This window comes from Singulisphaera acidiphila DSM 18658, assembly GCF_000242455.2.
GTDB classification, from domain to species: domain Bacteria; phylum Planctomycetota; class Planctomycetia; order Isosphaerales; family Isosphaeraceae; genus Singulisphaera; species Singulisphaera acidiphila.
Map to the genome: position 1 here is coordinate 8,120,658 of NC_019892.1, position 20,426 is coordinate 8,141,083.

Consider the following 20,426-nt stretch of genomic DNA (forward strand, 5'->3'; position numbering starts at 1 on the left):
CCAAGGCGAACTACTCATTGATGGGCCAAATCGCACGCCGACATCGCTGATTCCACGACAGCGGTGCGGAATTTCCCGGATCGACAAACCTCTCGTTTAGGCCCTTGCGAAACTCTCTGACGGATGTCAGACTAAGAAAAGCGGCGGATTGTCGTGGCGCTGGATCCGGAAGGATTTGGCGTCATGAGCCCCGGTCATTCGAGTTCGAGGAGCGGAGCGTGATGGACTCGGACGGTCGAACTGGAGAACGGGGGGTTCGGTCGGGGGCACAGGAATTGCGAGGAAAGTCGCGCGCCGGACTGAAGATTCTGATTCCTGGATATGTTCAATGGACCTGGCGGCAGCGGGAACGGGCGGCGGTCATCTTCGGCTCGTTCGCGATGGCGATGGGGGTGGGAGTTTTTTCCTGGGGCACATGGCTGAGCTTGGCCCTCTTGGCCTTTGCGTTTGGAACGCATGTGGTCTCGGCCGTCGATATCCTTCGGCAGAGCGCGTTCCCGGGCTTCGGGCGCTGGATGCCCCTCCTTTCGGCCTCGGGAGGGTTGGCGCTGGGGGTCTACGCCCCCGCCGTCTTGGTGGCGACTCTGGTGGCCTGGCCGGCGATGGACGGTGTCTCGGGAAAGGACGGTTACCTAGTAAATTACTGGGCGTTTCGGGCCCGAGCGCCGCGCGACGGCGATTGGGTCTGGCTCCAGTTCTCTCCCTGGGGCGACACCCATGTGGGACGTGTGGTCGCACGGGCCGGGCAGGAAGTGGAATGGTCTCGAAATCGACTCCACGTGGATGGGCAACGCGTTCGGCCCGACGCCGCGCTCCGGTTAAGCTCGACACCCGATGAGCTGGCTTTCGTCGTTCCATCGGGACATGTTTTGATGACGCCTGATGCCAGGTCACATCGCCGCCCGGGCTCCGACCGGTTGGTCCTGGTCCCCAACGACCAAGTTGCGGGCCGGGCCTGGGCACGCATGTACCCACTCTGGGACCGCCAACCCCTTCACTGAATGAATACGGAGATAACCTCCGGCCACGCACTCATTGTGGGTTCGAGCGTAACCGAGACCGAACGCGGGGGGAACAACCGACCCAAGTTGTTGCCAGTGAAGTCGTTTGGAGGTCGACCGAATCGGCCGGCATTCACGGCAGCACTGGTCTATTTTGGCGAAACACGTCCACAAACGCGCCGGAAAAATTGACAAGGGTCGCGACAAACGATCTCTCGAGTGGTATCATCATTTCACTCTGGGGGGCCCGTGCCGCGTGACGGTCGATTGTGCGCCGTCTGGGTTGGTGGGGGCAGTCGGTTTTGTCTCCGGTGCCTAGGGCGGGACGTGGTGGCGTTATGGATCGGCTCTGGGCTCCCTGGCGCGCTCAGTATATCCGCGAGGCTTCGGCCGGGGCCGAAACGGATCCCGGCTGTTTTCTGTGCCGGGGCCTTTCAAGCCGCGACGATCGCGAGAACCTGCTGGTCTGGCGGGGAGCGCATTCCGTCGTCGTCCTGAACCGCTTTCCCTACAACAACGGCCACCTGCTTGTGGCGCCCTTGGTCCACTGTGGGACCCTGGAAGAATTATCGGGGGCCGACCTGACCGAGCCGATCGAAACGGTTCGCAAGATGGTCTCCATCCTCGACCGCATGCTCAGGCCGCAGGGATACAACATCGGCCTAAATCAGGGAAAGTCGGCCGGCGCCGGGCTTCCGGGGCATCTCCACTGGCATGTGGTGCCGCGGTGGGACGGCGACACGAATTTCATGCCGGTCCTGGGTCATGCCAAGGTGATCGTCGAAAGCTTGTTGGAGTTCTATGACCGGTTGGCGGCGGAACTGGCGGCCGACAGCGAGCGTTGATCCCATCAGCAAGGTTCTGATCGCGCTCGTGGCTCGTCTTATTTAAGTGAACATTCAGGCCATGTTGGAAAGGTAATTGGCCATGCTTTTATATATGATCCGCGCCTTGTTCGTTTTGGTCGTCGCGGGAATGGCCGTCCGGATCGCACGGACCGTCGGCGAGAACCAGCTGGCCAACCCCTACCTGGTCTTCGTGGGGTTGCTGGTCGGGGCCATCGTGATCATGGTCACCGATATTCTGACGCCGCGGAAGCGGATCCAGACGATTTCCGCCATCTACTTTGGCATCATCGTCGGAGTTTTGCTCAGCGACCTCATTCAGAATGCCTTGCAGCCGTCGCTCGACCTCTACCTCATGCCTGTGATCCGCAACAGCGTTTCCGGCTTCATGATGATCTGCATCTGCTACGTCTGCGTCAGCACCTTACTCCAGACCAAGGATGACTTCCGGTTCATTATTCCCTATGTGGAATTCTCGAAGGAAGTCAAAGGATCGCGCCCACTGGTCCTTGATACCTCCGTTGTGATTGATGGACGGATCGCCGACGTGGCCGAAACGAAGGTGATTGACCAGCCCCTGATCGTCCCTCGGTTTGTGCTTCAAGAATTGCAAGGCATCGCCGACAGCTCCGACAAACTGAGACGAAACCGAGGCCGACGTGGCCTGGACATCCTCAATCGGCTTCAGAAATCGACGGGAGTTGAGGTCAAGATCCACGACTCCGAGATCCCCGAACTTGCCGGGATCCGCGAAGTCGATCAACGGCTCGTCGTTCTGGCCAAACACCTCGGTGGCAAGGTCGTCACCAACGACTACAACCTGAACAAGATCGCCAAGCTTCAAGGGGTTGAGGTAATCAACCTCAATGACCTCGCGAACGCGCTCAAGCCAATCGTCCTGCCAGGAGAGGGCCTCACCGTCAAACTGCTCAAACGTGGTGAAGAGCCCGGCCAAGGGATTGGATACCTCGACGACGGCACGATGATCGTCGCGGAGCAAGGCGGCTATCACCTAGGCGAGACCATCCGCCTCACTGTCACCAGCGTCCTCCAGACGAGCGCAGGGCGGATGATCTTCGGCCGAATGGACGCCCCCCCGGCGCGAAATCTGAACGTTACCCCGTCCCAAGATCCGCAGAACCGAACGAACGCCTAGTTCGTCCTCGGCTCAGGCCTCCGAGCCCTCCTCCATCTCATCCCCCTGAACGTCGTAGGGGGTCTTGCACCAGTGGCAGATCATAATCTGCTCACAACTGGGGCAGTAGATGGGGATCTCGGGGCGGGACAGCGCCTCGTAGTATTCCTGCGAAGGCGGCAAGTAGGGTGTTTGACAACCATCGCAAATCAAGGGGCGTTGACAATAGGCGCAGTCGATCATGAAACACCTCCCGGGACGCCGCGCTCGTGTCGTCTTGCCTTTGCTGAAAGAGAAGACGGACGAGACAGCGGCTGCTCTGCGACCTGTTCTTCTTTGATTCTCGTCGCGGTCGGAGACCGGCCGAGAAGAGAAGACTGCGGGTGGGTTGCCCACAGTCCCCAAGGAACGCACCCGAGGCGGAGACCTGTCTAGCTGACGGCCTTCTCGTCCTTCAGACAGCGGCCGATCTGCCGGACCGCTTGCCGAAGCCGTTGCTCATTTTCGATCAGGGCCAGGCGGAGGTAGCCTTCGCCCGCTTCGCCGAACCCACGTCCTGGGCTGACCGCGACTTCCGCTTCCTCCAGCAGTTTCATCGCAAAGTCGATCGATCCCATCTTCGACCGCCAAGGTTCGGGGATCGCCGCCCAGACGAACATGCTCGCTTTCGGGCGTTCCACCTGCCAACCGAGCCGGTTCAGGCTATCGACCAGCACGTCGCGGCGCATCTGATACTCGGCCACCTGCGCCAGGCGGCCGGGCTCGCCATGCCTGAGTGCCACGATCGCCGCAATTTGGACCGCCTGGAAAATGCCGTAGTCGTAATAGCCCTTGATCGCCTTCAAGGCATTGAGCATCTGGCGGTTGCCCGCCGCAAAACCGACGCGCCAACCGGCCATATTGTAGCCCTTGGACATGGTTGTGAATTCACAGCCCACATCCTTGGCACCTGGAACAGAGAGGAAGCTGGGAGCCTGCCAGCCATCGAAGCTGATATCGCCGTAGGCAAAGTCGCTGATGACGAAGAAGTGATACTTCTTGGCGAGGGCCACAATCTCCTCGAAGAACGCACGATCGACGACCGTGGCCGTCGGGTTGTGCGGATAGTTGAGGACGAGGATCTTGGGCCTCGGGAAGAGGCTCTCGCAGACCCGCGCAACGTTCGCCAAGAAGGCCTGCGAATCCCGGACATCCAGGGCGATGACGTTCGCCGAGGCCAGGGCAATCGCATGGACGTGGATCGGAAAGCTCGGCGCGGGGACCAGGGCCGTGTCGCCCGGCCCGAGAAGGGCCAGGCACATGTGGCTAAACCCTTCCTTCGAACCGATCGTCGCCACGACTTCATGATCGGGGTCAAGACTGACCCCAAACCGCGACTCGTACCTCACAGCCACCTCACGGCGGAGGTTGTAGACCCCCGACGCGACGCTGTAGCGGTGGTTTCTCGAGTCTCGTGCGGCCTCACAGAGCTTATCGACGACCCATTCCTCGGGGGGATCTGTTGGATTTCCCATCCCTAGGTCGATGACGTCGATGCCATCACGGCGTTTGCGATACTTCAGTTCGTTGATCTTGCCGAACAGGTAGGGCGGCAGGCCGCGGACACGCGGTGCAAACTCGATATCTTCAGGATCGACCGAGTCAGGATTGGTCGTAGGATCGCTCATCGCGCCAGGCTTCCTCGCGAGTCCGAAAAGGGCCGACCGCGCCGCGGTCCAGGGGCGGCCCTTGCGGATCCGACCAAAATAAGTCGCGATCCGCGCTCGACGTATACATTTCCCGACTCTAACTATACCGAACCGATGACCGTGACGCACCCCGGCGCCCCCTTGATTTACTCGCCGAATTGCGGGCTGGTCGAAAAGTCGGCCCCACTTTTTCGCGATTTTGTGCCGGCTTCGGTCGATACTCAGTCTTGCCACCAGGACGCCCCGCCTGACTCCCAATGACATGCACCCCGACTCACCGCCCGATCACGGGCCCGTCCGGATGATCGATAAACATCGCGGGGCCGGCGTGGGAGAATTCTCCCACGCCGGCCCCTTCGATTTTTCACCTTGTGCGACTCGCCCAAGGATCAGTCTTTCTTGAGCTTGCTCAAGGTGACGAACGCTCCAGGAATCTTGCTCGACTTGATGTAGACCATCAGGTCGTCCGACTGCTCGGAAAGCTCCTGGAAATCTTTGACGCTCTTCACCGGCTGGATCTTCTTGTCACGGATGACCTGCGTAATGACCATCCCCGGTTCCAGTCCCTTGGCCGAGGCCGGGGAGTCTTCCTTGACGGAAGTGATGAGCAATCCCACGGCTTCTTTCAGGCCGAGCCCCTTGGCCAATTCCTCCGTCAAAGGCTGAACCTCGAGACCGAAATCTTTGATCGCGGTCTTCGGAGCCTCTTCGGCCGCCGGCTTCTCGGGGGCCGCGGATTCCTTCTCCACATCAAAGAGAACCACGTCGGCCGACCCGAGAGTCACCTTGGCCAAATGCTCTTTGCCGTCACGGAAATACTTCAGGTTGTAAGGCTTGCCAATCTCGCTGGCCGCCACGTTCAGACGGAAGCTGGGAACGCTCAGGACCGGCTTGTCATCGAAGTCGACAATCACATCGCCTTGCTTCAGGCCGGCCTTTTCGGCGGGGCTACCGGGGACCACCTGCTGAACCAATGCCCCCTTCGTCTTGGAGTCAATGCCCAGGATCTTGGCCTCAGCGGGCGACAAGTTGCCGATCGCCACCCCGATTCGGGCGCGGCTGACTTTCCCGTCCTTGATGAGCTTATCGGCCACGTTCGAGGCCAGGTCGATCGGGATGGCGAAGCCAACGCCGTCGTTGCCGCCGCCACCGCCGCCGAATCCGCCTCGGCCTCCGCTCATGATCGCCGAGTTGATGCCGATGACTCGTCCGTCCATGTCGACAAGCGGACCACCGGAGTTCCCCGGATTGATCGAGGCATCAGTCTGGAGGAATGACTCATAAGCGTCATTGGCGTCATTGATGCCGAGGTCGTTTCGCTCGGTGGCCGAGACAATGCCCGTGGTCACAGTCTGGCTCAGGCCGAACGGCGAGCCGACCGCCATCACGATCTCGCCGACGCGAACCTTGGAGCTATCTCCCTTGGCTAGCGCCGGGTAGCTCGTGTTCTCCACCTTGATCACAGCGACGTCCGACTTGGGGTCGGTGCCGACGACGTGAGCGGGGGCCTCGACGCCATCATGGAACTTGACGACGATCTTGCCGGCATCGGCGACGACGTGGTTATTGGTCAAGATGTGACCCTGATCGTCATAAACAAATCCAGAACCGGTCCCCTGAGCGATTCCACCGAATTGCTGGGGTTCGAGTCCTCCTTCAGGATTGAACCGCTTCCTCATTTCCTTGAGGAAGTCCTCCAGATCCTTGGGAGTGCTACCGGGAGGCAGCGCACGTCCATTGCCGAAGGCGCGAGGCGAATTGGCCACCTTGCGCTGAACGCTAATTTGCACGACCGACGGCTTGGTATACTCAGCAACCGAAGCGAACGCATCTGAGAGCGCCCGAGCCGTCTTCTGACTCTCAGCAGGCATTTTGGGTGCGGCGGGAACTTGGCGAGTCAGATTTTGCGAACTCACCAAAGCCGCGGTAGAAACGGCAAGAGCCGCCCACGCAATCACATTGCGTTTCATGCTGGATTCATCTCCCTCAAGTCGATTCACTTTGGATTCAGAAAAAACAAACGAAATCCGAGCTGTTCCCGAAGGTTTCAGCTCGCGGTTTCCTTTGTTACGAACCAACGAGCCAGAAGGTTGGCTTCAGAAATCGACCGGCCTGCATTTTTTTCAACACCCTTCGGCTTGCAGCAGCCAGACCGTTGCCTGGCCTTCCTTGGCTTGGCGAAAGGTCACCGAGTTCGCTAGTCTAAAAGGTATCAAAAGGACGTCGACCACATTTTTTCGATTTTTTTGAAGGACCACGTGCTCGACCCACGCGAACTACGACCGGAAGCGCTTCGCGACCAGGCCCAGCGGCTCGGCGCCAACGAATTGGCCTCACGTCGCCTGCTCTCGGCCGTCCTCGGCCAGGGGATCCACGACCCGGCCGTCTGGGGACGCTCGTTCCAGGTCCCACGCCGCCTCAGCGACGCCATCGGAACATTGCCCCGCCTGACTCAGGACCGGGTCGTCACCTCGGAGCACGACGGCTTCGAGAAGATCCGCTTTCTGACCCACGACGGCTTGGCGGTGGAAACCGTCCTGATCCCACTCCATCGCCCGGGGGCCGTCAGCCTCTGCCTCTCCTCGCAGGTCGGCTGCGCCATGGCCTGCGTCTTCTGTGCCACGGCGAAGATGGAGAAGCGACGCAATCTGGCGAGCTGGGAGATTCTCGACCAATGGGTTCAGGCCCGCGATCGCGCCCGTTCCCAGGGGCGGCGTGTGACCGGGGTCGTGTTCATGGGGATGGGCGAGCCCTTCCTCAATTACGATCGGGTCATCACCGCAGCCGAGTTGCTTCGCTGCCCTCACGGCGGCCAGGTTTCCGCCAAGGCGATCACGATCAGCACCGTCGGCCTCGTCCCCGAGATCGACCGGTTCACGGCGGAGGGGCACAAGTTCCGGCTCTCGATCAGCCTGGGGGCTGCCACCGATGAGAAGCGTGCCCGGCTCGTTCCCATCGCGGCGCGAACGCCCGTGGCCACGCTCATGGCGGCGGCCCGCCGCCACGCCCAGTCGCGACGTGACCGGGTCATGCTCTCCTACGTCTGCATCTCGGGCGAGAACGTCGGCCCGGACGACGCCAAGGCACTCGGATCATTGATCGGCGACACGCCCGTGCGCCTTGATTTGATCGACGTCACCGACCCGACGGGCCGCTTCCTCCCCCCCACGGCCGCCGAGATGACCACCTTTCGCGACAGCCTGACCCAATACGTCGGTCAACCCGTCGCCCGCCGCTACTCGGGGGGAGCCGACATCCAGGCCGCGTGCGGCACCCTGGCGGGCGCCCTCAACGAATCACGAAACACGAAGATTCTTCAGGGACAAGTGGAAATTGGAGATCCTGGCGCTGCTGCAGGATCGCATCCATCGATTTAACGAACTGCGCCGGCCAATCTTATCAACAATTCAGCACCATTAGCCCACAACGATCAAAGAACTCAAAGCAGCCGGCCTGGACGCGCGGCAAGTCCCTGCTCAAGTTGAGCAGGGACTCACATCGTTGGCCTGATCACTCAAGCCAGGATTCGCCGAATTGCTTACCTGGCAAGAGTCGCATCCCTCTGGCGCAAGGACGAGCGCACAGCCAAGCATATCTCAAAACGCGACAGACTCTGAAGCATAACGCAACCTCTGCGTTCTCAGCAAAAGGAATGCTTGAGACGGAGATTTTGCGTTACGTTGTCAGCCAGGAATGTGTCACAATACCCTCAGGTTTCGCAAACACTCAGTAGCTATCGGAAGAGACGACTTCACCACCGGCCTTGGTACCAAGTGCCCAGTAGACGGGGGGGCTGATCGAGTCTTTGATGAACTTGACGCTTCCGTCGCAGAACCCCACGTTCACTCCACCAGAGTGGTAACTGTTGGCGTTGATGAAGCTGGCATAGTCGGATCCTGAGTTCGTGTCGGTTCGGCACGAGCTCCATGGATACTGCGTCGAATTCGGCGTGACGACGGTGTTGAAGAACGTGTAACCGGGTGAGCCAATTCCCCAGAATTGGCCACGGTTGGAGGCCGTACCAGTCGTGGTGGTCGCTGCGCTGGCCCACACCCCGTTGCAAGCCGTGAGCCCGCTCTGTACGTTCGAGTCGAGCACCTGAGTCGTGCCAGAAGCAACAACCGGATTGAGCATGTTGTTGGTATTCGACGTACCGGTTCCGCCAATCGACGTCCGCTTGTTGACGCGAGGGCTGTTGTTGCCTACCAACGCTTCCGACCACATGATCGTATTTGACGTACCGTCCATTACGGCAGAGACATCGTACGAGATCGTGTGTGCGAAAATGCCGGTGGCGCCACCGGTAAACCATGGGTCAGTCGTCGTCCCCATGGACCCGTGATAGTTGTTTTGTCGGATTCCCGAGCCGGTGGTGATCGTCTGGCCATCTGACGGGCAGAGGAACGCCGAAATCTTGGCGTTGAGGGCGCTAGTGTTCATCGGACCGCCGGGGAGGAAGCTCGGATTCGGGTTCAAATTGAAATTACAGGCATTGAAAATCGCCGACTGCTCCAGGTAAGGGAGCATCATGGCCTGTCCGCTGAAGTTGCCCCACGAACTCGGTGCGATCGCCCCTGAACTATTGCCGAGGGTATTCGTGGCATTCCGCAACGGGTAGCTCTGATTAGCCGATTGATAAGTGTTTGCGGCCAATCCCATCTGTTTCAGATTATTGATGCACTGGGACCGGCGAGCCGCTTCTCGGGCGGCCTGAACCGCGGGAAGCAGAAGGGCGATCAGAACCGCAATGATTGCAATGACGACAAGCAATTCGATCAGCGTGAAACCCAACCGGGAAGACTGGGCTCGTGCCATAATATCCGGATCCTTTCTCTAACATAAAACGATAATGGGTCAAGGAAGTGCTATGAATACGACCGATGCTGGAAGGCCAATCAAGGGGGCATGACGCCACCGCGTCGTCGCCCGGTTGACCCAGTCTTCGAGGCCGCATCGTTCGCTGCGGTCTGATCCTGGACCTCCTTCTGCTCAGCTTGCTTCTGAGCCTCCGTTTGTACGGGCGCCTCACCACCCGACGAGCAGCCGACAAACAAGGCGACCGATACCAAGCCTAGCCCCAGGAATGAGGCTCCAACGAGACGAAATCGTTTCGCACGAACCAAAGGGACTCTCCTTGCAAAAACGAAAGAACGAGCGAATTCTCTGCCCCGACGAAATATCAGAAGCATACCCCCCCACGAACACCCACTTTCCTCCAAGCACACAATTCCCTACACAGCACCAAAGCAACTACACCAAAAATCCACACCCCACCCCCCAACAAATACCGACGTAATATCCAACCAGACAACACATTACAGCGACTCTTCCGCCGACCCTCCAGCGACCAATTGCCAACCACAGCGACCCGAACAATTCAAAACATAAAAACATCCGAAATCAATAAAATACAATAAATTCAAAAATCAAAATATTTTATTTTTCAATTCGCATTTATCCAAACTACTAAAACCACCGTCGCAATCAACATGCCACCCAACATGGCCCGCCATCTAAAACTGCCCCAGCCAATCTTCGAGAGACAAACAGCCTAAGAACGACATATTGCGTTCTTTTTCGTTTTATTAATCTTCCATTTCATTCGATTCGATTTCAATACCCCAGACCGCAAATTTTCACATTTATCAGGTGCTCGTTCCCCGTGGGAGCGAACCGAAGCAGGGACACACACCAGCATTGGCACCACTCTGCGTTCCAGCATTCCCATCCCTAATACCAATTAGGCCAACAGCTTACGCTGTCTTAAAAAGACAGAAACTCCTTGCGCGATTCTAGATCGTGGCCCCATCGATTTGACGACAAATCGATGCCAACCGATCTTTAATACCCCCCGGACAAAACCATCACTTAGAAACACAAACCTTTCCCCTATAGTATGTTATGCTGTATAGACCGAGAACATTACCCCGGGACACTCAATGAGCTTTTCAAAACACCCGGGCTTATTGACCAATCCCTCACATCTGCCCACCAATCAAGAAGGCCAACAAGCACACAAAACGACAAAACAGAACCCAATTTTTTCGAAAATCTCTAATTTCTCATCAACACAATCACGTTTTCATAATTAATTATAAATAAATTTATTAAAGACAGCAATCCGCTATCATATTAATGGTAGTGAGTTTTTATTTTTTTTACAAACAAACCGCGGAATCTTGTACTGAGAAAGGATGGGCCGTAGACAAAGGCGATCGGCTATGCTGTGCAGGCCACGCGTTGATGGGACAGAGTCGGACGAAATGCACGACTATCTGAGCAGCCGTGATCTCAGAGGCAAGCGTTTCGGTGAAGTAATTCGCGGACACTGGGGCAGCGAGCCGATGCGATCGGTGAAGGAGATGGACTTTTGGAAGGACGAGAGCCGCACCGGCGAACGGACATTGGGCAACAATATGAGTTGGTTCAGGTACTTCCCCTATGACGCTCCTGGAACGTCATCCTCACAAGGATCGATCGGCTTCGATTGTGGGGACTCGTTCACTAGTGGACCTCCTCGACCGAGTCCCCCGCCCTCCCCACGATCATCGCACCCGGATCGACGAGCCGCCCCATCGGCCGGACAGCGAACTCTGGGGACGACCACATAAACGCTACCAGTGATGGCGGCGTAATCGATTGGCGGCAATTCTCCGACATCCCCATCCCTACCGAGCACGACAAGGACGGGCGATGCCGATCGGGAGAAAGCCGGCCTTGGGAGGCGCAAGAGCACCAGTGATTCCTTGGTGGGTTCATCGCGTCGTCGAGAGGACCTGATGCATTCCCAGCGACAGCAGGAAGGCGACCGTAACTCCAAGGCTCAGGATGACACCACCGATACTCCGCGTCGATTTCATCTGCCACCACATCAACAGGCCGGAGATACCCCAGAACACCATGGTTGCGAACATGAGGTCGACAAATAACGCCCAGACGATGCGAACCCAGTCGTGGGACTGGTAGCCATGCGCGAGGTGGAGCCGCGTCAAGAATTCCCGCGTGCCAAGACCGCCGCCCAACGCGGGGGGATGTCCGGTCAGCGAACCGGTCTGCACGTTGTAGATGGCTCGCCAGGTCTTCCCGTCAACCGCGACGAGGAATGTCAGCTCCGGCCCGAATGTGATCCGAGATTCGCCCGATGAGAGTCCCTTTTGACCCAACGCGAGCGGCAGACCCTTCTTGACGCGTTCCGCAAGAGAACTGGCCGATTTCGGAGCGACGGCCGGAAACGGCGGCCGACCATCCTTGGACAGGGTTCGAGTGCTGACGGTTCCCGTGCCGGTCGCAAGGTCCAAGACGACCGAATGTTCCTCGCCCTCGCCTCGGGAACGGGCTGCGATGAAGTCGCGTGAGTAGGCGGCCGACTCGGGCGCAACCAGGCGGTAAACGTGCTTCGCCTGCTCGTCACGGGACGGCGCATCGTTGAGCGAGGAGACCAGGTGAGCGGCAACCTCGGCCGCCGAGGGCAAACGGTCGAGGCCGGTCCCGGCAACGTCCCCCGCATCGAGTCGACTGCGGAGTTGGTCCGGGAACGCCTCCGGGTGATTGAGCAGCAATGCCGACACCCCGTAAAGCATCACCCAGGGAAACAGGAAGAGCCCGGAGTAAAGATGCCACCGCCGCATCCAGTACATCATCGTGCGCAAGCGAGACCGACTCGCGACACTTCTTCGCGTCCCGAGCGATCGGGGCGCGGTGTCGGACTTGTTCATTGTCGAAGATTCTCCACCGGCCTTGAGAGTCATGAGATGGGGCGGGACAAGGTCGATCGTCAAAATTAAGGATGCTTCTCCGAGACATCCACGACCAAGGTTGCAAAGTGATGGACTTCGTCGTAAGGCTTTCCTTCCCACTCGCCGGGCGTCGGTTCAATGATCTTGACCCAAACGCCATACCGGCCGGGTTTCTCGAAGGATTCTTGGATCAATCCGACCTCGTCCGTGACTCCCCGGCGCGGAGGATTGCCAGCCGCCATCAGCGACGAGAAGCGAGCCCCAGCCACCGGTTCACTCCCATGCAGTACACGCAACCGGAAACGGCCCTCGACACTCTCCGGGACAATCTCATAACGAGCCTCGTCACCGAGCCGCAACCCAACGGCCGCGTCAAGCGGGCCAAGGATCGCCTTGGAGTAATACTTGACGAGGACCGGCTTATCGCCCGTGTGTGACGACCGAGCATAGCCGTAAGTCGTGGCGCCCCCCACCAGAACCGGGCGCGGCTCGGGGAGGGTCGCTTTCAGGCAGTGTTCTTCCTGGCTCCATTTGAGGGGTGACCGCCCCCCCTGCACGGTTACGGTCGTCAGTTGGGTCAACGCGAGACGCTCGCCCGAGATACGGGCATCGACATCTAACTTGTCGTTGAAAACCACCTGAACTTCACCCGTGGCAGACCCCGGCAGAACGAACACAAAGTGTGCTGGAGCCGGCCGAGCAATCCCGAAGAGAACGATCAAGAACAATCCGCGTTTCATGTCAATCAAGCCTTTCGATCAATCGTTTGTGATTTTATCTGTTTTCGTCCGCATACAGTGGACAACGGCCCGTGGGGTCAACGGGGCACGCATACTCTTGCAAACGCCGAGGCAAGACATCAGTATTCGCCAACGACTTCGTTCCCAGCGCGCGTCGCGAGTCCACGCCAGATTTGCGGCTGGAGGCCGTCGCGGACGAACTGCACGCGCCCGTCTCCGAACAGGACATTCACGCCTCCGGGATGTCGACTGGCCGCCTTGAAGAATCCAAGACCGTTGGTTGTGCAGTCGGGGATCGGCGCGTTTGGCATCCGCTGGGCGTCGAAACATCCCTTCGGGGTCTGTCCCCAAATCCAGGAGATTCCGCGATCTCCGTTCCATGAGGTCGCGGCCGCGCAAAGGGCGTCCGACAAGGTGGGGATGCTCCCAGGGACACCCGTCAGGACTTTGGCGACACTCGAGAGCCCCGCCGCTTGCCGCTCGGGATCTGCGGGCTGGGGCCCGGTCACGTTTGATCCATGGCCGAGTAATGACTCAGACATGAGCATCGTGTTTGATGTTCCATCTTGCAACTCGGCCATCCGAACGCCGGAGTCGCTCCAGAACACGCCATCGGTCGGATAGCGGGGATCGTAGTAGAACTGCGCGGGGTTGCCCGACCCAATACACGCCATGTAGTTCGTCCCGGCGAACGTCGCCGCATTGTAGCCTGTGAAGACCGGAGAACGGCCGTCGCTGGGACAGAGGAACAGCCCAACCACTGTGGCCGCGGCCGTCTGCTGAGCGAGGTTGATGGTCGAAGTTCCCGTGAACAGGAACAGGTCCTCGTCCGATGCGAACACACGTTGCAGGTTCGCCTGCTCGACAAACGGCAGGAGCCGAGCCTGGATCGAGTACCAGCGCCGCCCCGACCCCATCCCCGGCAAGGACCCCAGGGTGCTCTCATAGTTGTGCATCGCCAACCCAAGTTGCTTGAGATTGTTCGTGCAGTGCATGCGGCGGGCCGCCTCACGCGCCGCCTGAACGGCCGGCAGGAGCAGGGCGATCAAGACGGCAATGATGGCGATCACTACCAGCAACTCGATCAACGTGAAGCCACTCAGCCGCACCTGCCGGGCACGGAGTCGGACGCCTCCCCCCGGTCGCAATGATGCCCCCCTGGACTTCGGGCTGGCTTGACACCTGCACGCGCTCGCCCCCGGCCTGTCCTCACCACCGAGCTTGGCTCGGATGTTCATACCGAATCCTTTTGTTAAGACGCCACCATCGACGACGTGGCAAAATCATTGTTTTCGCAGACTACCTTTTTATTTTTATTGCGCCAATAAAATTATTTCGGTCAACCAAAATCAAAAAAAAAACAGCTCACCCTCTGCTCGACGAGGCAGCCCAAAGAACAGGCCTATGTTCCGACGGAATCCGAGCTTATCACCAGATCGCTCGAATTCCGCAGCGATCCCGCTGCCCTGGCCACTTGGGAAGGGGCGTGTGACGGCCTACGACCGCTCAAGCCAACCCATGAAGGCTCGCGGCGCCACGATCAAGACCGCCGGTTCCCGCTACAACTCGACCTTGCCGTTGCAAACGGACCCCATATAACGACGCGAAAGGAGGGGATAATGGGCATCGGCCATCACACCGCCATACTGACAGCATGCTCACGCATGAAAACAGATTCGATTTCTGGTGGATCGAGCGATTTTTTAGCTAAAACTCATTTCTAAATAACCCATATTTCCGAATACAAAAATCCGAAGGCGGTTTCCACACGCCTGGACGCTCGCTTCCAGTACGAAATCAGGATGCAGGCGGGACGGACGCCCGCCCACAGTCCCACGGGGACATCTCCGAGGTGGAGGCGGCTTCAGGTGGGAGAGGCCCTTACCAAGACCTCTGTGCTACTTCGTGAGCGGCGTGAGCTTGATGTTGCGGTAATAGACTTCCGCCCCTTCGGACTGGAGCAGAATCTTTCCCTTGGTGACGCTGGCTTCGGTCCCTTCGTTGACGACCACGCCATTGACGATGTTGATGACCTTGTCGCCGTCGCAGATCACCTCGACGGTGTTCCATTCCCCGGTCGGTCGCTCGCCGTCCTTCTTCTTTTTCTTGAACCGGGTCTCGGTCTTGCCGTCGATGACGAGCGTAGTGCCGTCCACCATCCAGAAGTCGCCGCAGTCGTGCTCCTGGATCTGGCACTCGATGGATTTGTTCCACACCTTATCAGGGCCGACACAGTGGACCAGAATTCCCGAGTCGCGCACCACGTTCTCGCGGGGCGGCCACTTCTTGGCCCCCCACTTGAACTCGACCGTGAGGCGGTAATTCTCGTATTCGTCGTCAGTCGTCAGGCAGCCGAATTCCTCGCCCGAGACGTGGATGACGCCATCCTCGACCTTGAAGACCCCCTTGGGATCAGTCCGGGGATCGACCGCTTCTTTTGCTTTGGGATGCCTGATGAAGGTGTGCCAGCCCGTCAGGTCCTTCCCGTTAAACAGCGCAATCGATTTCGCTTGGCTCGCCGAATCCGGGGCACCGATGGCAACAGCCGAGGCAACCGCGAGGGTGAGAAGAATTGGAACCGCCAGGGCCAGACTTTGTGCTCTGCGCATCGTCATGCAATCCCCACCGTTGGTCGCGGCACGAGAGGATCGGCCACGCATCGGGGCGCGGAGATCGATCGCTCCCCGGATTGCTCGGCATCCTAACCCGCGCGTCGAGCCGACTCAAGCGGCAGCCCAACGCGACGGACAATGCTCGGCAGATTCCGAGGAGATCGCGGGAACGACAAGCGTAATGGAAAGGGGATCAGGAGAAAGAGGGGCGCGAGCGGCGCGATTGCTCACGGCGAAGTGCGGCGATCAATTCGAGAGTCGCAACCCGGTAGGGAGTCAACTCTTCCTGGTTGGCGACCCAGGCTTCCGCAGTCTCGATCAGTTCGAACACCCGTCGACCCTGGGACACGGCTCGAACGGCCACACCGCGATCGACCAAGAACAGGAGGACAGCAACCCGACGCGCCAGCGGCGCCTTCGACCAATATTCAGAGCCGGAGAGATCATTTTCCAAGTGGAAACCAGTGAAGCGGAGCGCTTCTTCGACCAAAGCTTCGAGATGTTCGTCGTTCCGGTGGCGACGGTACATGGCCAGACGATCCACCCACTGGCGAGACAAGTTGCGAACAGATGATGCGGGCACGGAAAATGCGATCCTCACAAGACCGATCGATCACAACCGGCGGACATCCGCTCGGCCTGGAATAATTTATCTTAGGGCGCAAGGCAAGTCCCCCCCATTTACCACAACGGTTGACCAACCGGAACACCCCGCCCGCGTTCCCCCGGTAAATGCCTTTGACAGAGGGGGATCGTTTCATTATGTTCCGTGGTTGGAAGTTAGGAGCGATCGGCGGCTGGGCGCAGCGGTGACCCTTTGGCCCGACGCGTCGCCGGAATCGCCATCGGTTTCCGCTTTATGAATGTGAAATCTCTCTATGTTTGAATCGATCGCGAACCTGGTCATTCGGCGAGGTTGGATCGTTGTTCTGGGCTGGATGGCGTTCCTCGCCCTGCTGCGAACCGTGGCCCCATCCTGGGACCAAGTTAGCAAAGACGACGACGTTCGCTTCTTCCCGCCCGGCTATCCCAGCGTGGTCGGGCAGGAATTGCTCGAACGGGGTTTCCCCCGCGACGCTTCGAGCTCGCAGGTGGTGGTCATCTCCGAACGCAGGCAAGGACGCCTGAACAAGGAGGACTATGCGTTTGTCGACCAATTGATCAACACCATGAATCGGATTCGCGAAAACGATCCGACGACGGGGATCAAGAAGGTTGAGACCTACCGCAGCCCGGTCATCGGCAAACGCCTGATCGGCACGAGCAAAGACGGAACCGGGCAAGCAGCGCTGACGATCGCATCGCTCAACGGAACGTACCTGGCAAAGTCGACCCGGGTCTCCGTCGAGAAGATCAAGGAAGCGTTGAAGACCTTGCCGCCCACTCCGGACGGCCTCACGCTGGCCCTCACCGGGTCGGCCGTGGTCGGTCACGACATGAATAACGCCTCGAATGAGAGCATCGCAAACACGACCCACGCCACGATCGCCTTGGTAGTCGTGATCTTGCTGATCGTGTATCGCTCCCCTCTGCTGGCATTCATTCCGCTGCTGACGATCGCATTGTCGGTCTGGGCGTCGATGATGTCGATCGCGCTTCTGACTAAGCTGCCGGGGTTGAACTTCCAGGTCATCAACATCACGAACGTATTCGTGATCGTGGTCCTCTTCGGAGCGGGGACGGACTACTGCCTGTTCCTGATCGCCCGTTACCGCGAAGAACTGGTCAAGGGGCGGTCGCGCGACGACGCCTTGCGCGAGGCGATCAGCCAGGTCGGAGGTGCCTTGGTCGCCAGCGCCGGGACGGTTATCGTCGGCCTGGGAATGCTCTGGTACTCCTCGTTCGCGAAGATCCAATACACCGGCCCGGCAATCGCCCTCAGCCTGGCGATCGCCTTATTCGCCGCGCTCACGCTCGCGCCGGTCCTGCTCCACTGGCTCCGCGCCGCGGTCTTCTGGCCGTTCCGCCAGCCGCACCACACTCAGGGGGCCAACCGAGAGCAAGAGAGCCTCGAGCAGGTCCCACTGGCCGGCTTCTGGATGACGGTGGCCGACCTGGTGGTGAAGTACCCGGTTCGAATCCTGGCGCTCTGTGTGATCGCGTTGACCCCCTTGGCCATCGTCGGGGCGCGGACCAAGCCCAACTACAGCCAGTTGGCCGACCTCAACCCCGATCAAGACAGTGTCGTCGGTGCCAAGATCGTCCAGCGCTACTTCGCCGTCGGTGAGCTCAGTCCCACAACCCTCCTGATCCACCATCCGAAGCTGGACTTTCGGTCCGACACCGGCCGCGCCAAGGTCAGCGATCTCACAAAAGCACTCGTACAGATTCCCAACGTCGCCGAAGTTCGCTCGATCACTCAGCCATTGGGGACACCTCCGGTCCCCGACGCCGAGAAGAGCCTCATCGAGCGTTACATGGAACGCGCGATCAAGCCGGCCGTGGATGCGCGCTATGTCAGCATGAATCCGGTCTCCAAGGCCGAGCTCAACCACACCACCAAGATCGACGTCGTCTTCGATACGGACCCGTTCTCCGAACAGGCCCTGCGGGCCCTGGAGACGGCCTACTCCATCGTCCATGATGAGATCAAGACGGGCGGAACCCTCGAGGGGGCGGCCTCCGTGGGGTTGACCGGAGCTTCGGCCGCGGTCAACGACCTCAAGAAGGTGACGACCAACGACGAGCGCCGGATGTACGTGCTGGTCACGGTGGGCGTCTACCTGATCCTGGTCCTCCTACTCCGGCGTCCCGGGATCTGCCTCTATTTGATCGTGACGGTCATCCTCGGCTACCTCGCATCGCTCGGTGTGACCGAGCTGGTCTTTCAGGCTTTGCACAAAGGGCCCGACCCGTGGGTGGGGCTCGACTGGAAGGTCGGCTTCTTCCTGTTCGTGATCTTGGTGGCCGTGGGTGAAGACTACAATATCTTCCTAATGTCGCGGGTGATCGAGGAAGAGAAACGACACGGGATCGTCGAAGGGACACGGTTGGCGATCGCCCATACGGGCGGAATCATCAGCTCGTGCGGCTTGATCATGGCCGGCACCTTCGGTTCGATGCTCACGGGCAGCCTGACCGCGCTTCGAGAACTCGGGTTTGCACTCGGGCTCGGCGTCTTGCTCGACACGTTCCTGGTCCGGCCGATCTTGGTGCCCGCCTTCGTCGTCATCCTCGATCGCTATCGGTTCAAGCGGAAAGGGGGGACTCCTCCCCCTCCTCTCGGTGAGCCCGTAACTCAGGGCGAGCCCGTGCCACCGCCATACAAGGTGGATTACGGGGTCAAGACGAAGCGTTAAGCCCCAAAAAAAGAGGGCGGCTGCTCCATGCGATCGAACTCGTCCCTGACGTTGTGGACCGGCGTTCTACTCGCCCTGATCCTCGTCGGGACCGCGGCACAAGGGGACGAGCCGGCTCGGGATCAAGCGGAAGCGGAAGCGATGGGTCAGGCGGCCGAGGCCGACCGACTCTTCAAGGAGGGGGACTTCGCGGCCGCACTCCCCCTCTACGAGGCCGAGCGTGTGTCGCGGACCAAGCTAGGCGACCTCCGCTACGAAGCGTACGCCGCGCGGGCGATCGGCTGTTGCCACGAGCGATTAGGCGACCTCGAAGCAGCCATTACCGCCTGGAAGGCGGCCCGCTCCCTCGACGCCAAACGTGACGATCGAGGTTTCGAGGGCTATGACTGGCTGCTGATCGGGCAGGCGCAACTCCATCTCGACCAGGTGAAAACCGGCGTCGAGTCACTCACACGATCCCTCCCCCTGCTCTCCCAGGCGATCGATCGCGACCATGAAGCCGACGCGCGGTTGCTCCTGGGTTGCGCCCTCACCGAACAGGGAGAATTCGACCCCGCCGCGCGGCACCTCGAACGTTCCCTCGAGTTGGCACATCTCCTGGACGATCCCAAACGCGAGGCCGCCGCTCTCGCTCAGTTGGGGCGGACCGACTTGACTCGCAACGCCCCCGGCCCCGCCGCCGAGTGGCTCAGCGAGGCTCGTGGGACCTACCTGACGCTGGGTAACGATCTCGAAGCTGCGGCGATGGATCGGCTCTTGGGGGACGCCCTGATGGCCCTCGACCTTCCTGAGGTTGCCTTTGCCCGCGTCGAGCGGGCAGCCAAGGCCCACGAGCGGCTCGAGGCGCCTGCCCTCTTGGGTGACGACCTCCAGTTCCTCGCCGGAATTCGGACCGAGCAGGGCGACCTGCCCGCTGCTCGAAAGCTGGCCCGCCGCGCCGTGGCCGCATTCCAGGCGGCCGAGGACCCGACCGGCGAGATCGATGCCCTGGTGGTTCTGGCTCGCAGCCACAGCCTCGACAACGATTGGCCGGCCGCCGCTTCGGCGCTGGCCCCCGCTCTCGCCCTGGTTCGCCAGCACGGCGAGCCGGCCGATCAGGTGCGTCTCCTGCTCCTCGCGGCCGATATCGAGCGGCGTGGGAAACAGGTCGAACGGAGCGCGACCCTACTTGATGAAGCCCAGCGCATTGCGCAACAGTCAGAGAACGGTGCTTTGAAGCGAATGGTCGCCGAGGCACAGCAAACGCCTCGTTGAGCCAACTCCTCGGTTTCAAGCCCCGCTCAAAACACGGCCGTTCGACAGAGTCAAAAAAAACAAGGGGGTGGAAGCGGTGTCACACCACTTCCACCCCCTTGTTGAGCTTGATCACT

The 20,426-nt window shown here is 59.8% G+C and carries 15 protein-coding genes; 6 read left to right on the plus strand and 9 right to left on the minus strand.

What is annotated here, in order from left to right:
- Nucleotides 1-221: 221 nt before the first annotated feature.
- The 3 genes from SINAC_RS31655 to SINAC_RS31665 all read left to right on the plus strand — a co-directional run bounded on the left by SINAC_RS31655 (nucleotide 222) and on the right by SINAC_RS31665 (nucleotide 3,002).
- Entirely contained in the window at nucleotides 222-1,001 is a 780-nt protein-coding gene (locus SINAC_RS31655) for a S26 family signal peptidase (protein WP_015249626.1), read from the plus strand.
- Nucleotides 1,002-1,339: 338 nt separating this feature from the next.
- On the plus strand, nucleotides 1,340-1,846 hold the full coding sequence (locus tag SINAC_RS31660) for an HIT family protein (protein WP_015249627.1): 507 nt from the start codon (nucleotides 1,340-1,342) through the stop codon (nucleotides 1,844-1,846).
- Nucleotides 1,847-1,928: 82 nt separating this feature from the next.
- The gene (locus tag SINAC_RS31665) at nucleotides 1,929-3,002 is read left to right on the plus strand and encodes a PIN/TRAM domain-containing protein (protein ID WP_015249628.1); all 1,074 of its coding nucleotides are present in this window, start codon (nucleotides 1,929-1,931) and stop codon (nucleotides 3,000-3,002) included.
- 12 nt (nucleotides 3,003-3,014) lie between these two features.
- On the opposite strand, the gene SINAC_RS31670 is transcribed toward SINAC_RS31665, so the two are convergent.
- The 3 genes from SINAC_RS31670 to SINAC_RS31680 all read right to left on the minus strand — a co-directional run bounded on the left by SINAC_RS31670 (nucleotide 3,015) and on the right by SINAC_RS31680 (nucleotide 6,639).
- Nucleotides 3,015-3,224, minus strand: coding sequence for a hypothetical protein (locus SINAC_RS31670; RefSeq protein WP_015249629.1), 210 nt, complete (start codon nucleotides 3,222-3,224; stop codon nucleotides 3,015-3,017).
- 188 nt (nucleotides 3,225-3,412) lie between these two features.
- Nucleotides 3,413-4,648 (minus strand): aminotransferase class I/II-fold pyridoxal phosphate-dependent enzyme, encoded by a 1,236-nt coding sequence (locus SINAC_RS31675; protein ID WP_015249630.1) that lies wholly within the window; start codon nucleotides 4,646-4,648, stop codon nucleotides 3,413-3,415.
- A 410-nt stretch (nucleotides 4,649-5,058) separates the two neighbouring features.
- Complete coding sequence (locus SINAC_RS31680) at nucleotides 5,059-6,639, minus strand: trypsin-like peptidase domain-containing protein (RefSeq protein ID WP_015249631.1); 1,581 nt, start codon at nucleotides 6,637-6,639, stop codon at nucleotides 5,059-5,061.
- Between the two features lie 288 nt (nucleotides 6,640-6,927).
- Here SINAC_RS31680 and rlmN point away from each other — a divergent pair, with 288 nt between their 5' ends.
- Nucleotides 6,928-8,046 (plus strand): 23S rRNA (adenine(2503)-C(2))-methyltransferase RlmN, encoded by a 1,119-nt coding sequence (rlmN, locus tag SINAC_RS31685; RefSeq protein WP_015249632.1) that lies wholly within the window; start codon nucleotides 6,928-6,930, stop codon nucleotides 8,044-8,046.
- A 349-nt stretch (nucleotides 8,047-8,395) separates the two neighbouring features.
- Here rlmN and SINAC_RS31690 read toward each other — a convergent pair whose 3' ends face one another.
- The 6 genes from SINAC_RS31690 to SINAC_RS31725 form a co-directional block, all read right to left on the minus strand.
- Nucleotides 8,396-9,484 (minus strand): DUF1559 domain-containing protein, encoded by a 1,089-nt coding sequence (locus SINAC_RS31690; protein WP_015249633.1) that lies wholly within the window; start codon nucleotides 9,482-9,484, stop codon nucleotides 8,396-8,398.
- A 1,940-nt stretch (nucleotides 9,485-11,424) separates the two neighbouring features.
- A complete protein-coding gene (locus SINAC_RS31700) occupies nucleotides 11,425-12,384 on the minus strand; it encodes a hypothetical protein (RefSeq protein ID WP_015249634.1) in 960 nt (319 codons plus the stop codon).
- 65 nt (nucleotides 12,385-12,449) lie between these two features.
- The gene (locus SINAC_RS31705; protein ID WP_015249635.1) at nucleotides 12,450-13,145 is read right to left on the minus strand and encodes a hypothetical protein; all 696 of its coding nucleotides are present in this window, start codon (nucleotides 13,143-13,145) and stop codon (nucleotides 12,450-12,452) included.
- A 119-nt stretch (nucleotides 13,146-13,264) separates the two neighbouring features.
- Nucleotides 13,265-14,383: a DUF1559 domain-containing protein gene (locus SINAC_RS31710; RefSeq protein ID WP_015249636.1), complete on the minus strand. Its 1,119-nt coding sequence runs from the start codon at nucleotides 14,381-14,383 to the stop codon at nucleotides 13,265-13,267.
- Nucleotides 14,384-15,043: 660 nt separating this feature from the next.
- Nucleotides 15,044-15,754, minus strand: coding sequence for a 3-keto-disaccharide hydrolase (locus SINAC_RS31720; protein WP_015249637.1), 711 nt, complete (start codon nucleotides 15,752-15,754; stop codon nucleotides 15,044-15,046).
- 196 nt (nucleotides 15,755-15,950) lie between these two features.
- Complete coding sequence (locus tag SINAC_RS31725; RefSeq protein ID WP_237722640.1) at nucleotides 15,951-16,340, minus strand: hypothetical protein; 390 nt, start codon at nucleotides 16,338-16,340, stop codon at nucleotides 15,951-15,953.
- A gap of 295 nt (nucleotides 16,341-16,635) precedes the next feature.
- Here SINAC_RS31725 and SINAC_RS31730 point away from each other — a divergent pair, with 295 nt between their 5' ends.
- Both SINAC_RS31730 and SINAC_RS31735 read left to right on the plus strand, forming a co-directional pair.
- Nucleotides 16,636-19,056 (plus strand): MMPL family transporter, encoded by a 2,421-nt coding sequence (locus SINAC_RS31730; RefSeq protein ID WP_015249639.1) that lies wholly within the window; start codon nucleotides 16,636-16,638, stop codon nucleotides 19,054-19,056.
- Nucleotides 19,057-19,083: 27 nt separating this feature from the next.
- Nucleotides 19,084-20,310, plus strand: coding sequence for a hypothetical protein (locus tag SINAC_RS31735; protein WP_015249640.1), 1,227 nt, complete (start codon nucleotides 19,084-19,086; stop codon nucleotides 20,308-20,310).
- Nucleotides 20,311-20,426 lie beyond the last annotated feature (116 nt).

Excerpts from the sequence above, each read along its gene's own strand:
- SINAC_RS31690 (WP_015249633.1), bottom strand. The coding sequence starts at position 9,484 with ATGGCACGAGCCCAGTCTTCCCGGTTGGGTTTCACGCTGATCGAATTG.
- SINAC_RS31670 (WP_015249629.1), bottom strand. The coding sequence starts at position 3,224 with ATGATCGACTGCGCCTATTGTCAACGCCCCTTGATTTGCGATGGTTGT.
- SINAC_RS31730 (WP_015249639.1), top strand. The coding sequence starts at position 16,636 with ATGTTTGAATCGATCGCGAACCTGGTCATTCGGCGAGGTTGGATCGTT.
- SINAC_RS31700 (WP_015249634.1), bottom strand. The coding sequence starts at position 12,384 with ATGAACAAGTCCGACACCGCGCCCCGATCGCTCGGGACGCGAAGAAGT.
- SINAC_RS31680 (WP_015249631.1), bottom strand. The coding sequence starts at position 6,639 with ATGAAACGCAATGTGATTGCGTGGGCGGCTCTTGCCGTTTCTACCGCG.
- SINAC_RS31735 (WP_015249640.1), top strand. The coding sequence starts at position 19,084 with ATGCGATCGAACTCGTCCCTGACGTTGTGGACCGGCGTTCTACTCGCC.
- SINAC_RS31675 (WP_015249630.1), bottom strand. The coding sequence starts at position 4,648 with ATGAGCGATCCTACGACCAATCCTGACTCGGTCGATCCTGAAGATATC.
- SINAC_RS31655 (WP_015249626.1), top strand. The coding sequence starts at position 222 with ATGGACTCGGACGGTCGAACTGGAGAACGGGGGGTTCGGTCGGGGGCA.
- SINAC_RS31665 (WP_015249628.1), top strand. The coding sequence starts at position 1,929 with ATGCTTTTATATATGATCCGCGCCTTGTTCGTTTTGGTCGTCGCGGGA.
- SINAC_RS31705 (WP_015249635.1), bottom strand. The coding sequence starts at position 13,145 with ATGAAACGCGGATTGTTCTTGATCGTTCTCTTCGGGATTGCTCGGCCG.
- SINAC_RS31720 (WP_015249637.1), bottom strand. The coding sequence starts at position 15,754 with ATGCGCAGAGCACAAAGTCTGGCCCTGGCGGTTCCAATTCTTCTCACC.
- SINAC_RS31660 (WP_015249627.1), top strand. The coding sequence starts at position 1,340 with ATGGATCGGCTCTGGGCTCCCTGGCGCGCTCAGTATATCCGCGAGGCT.
- SINAC_RS31710 (WP_015249636.1), bottom strand. The coding sequence starts at position 14,383 with ATGAACATCCGAGCCAAGCTCGGTGGTGAGGACAGGCCGGGGGCGAGC.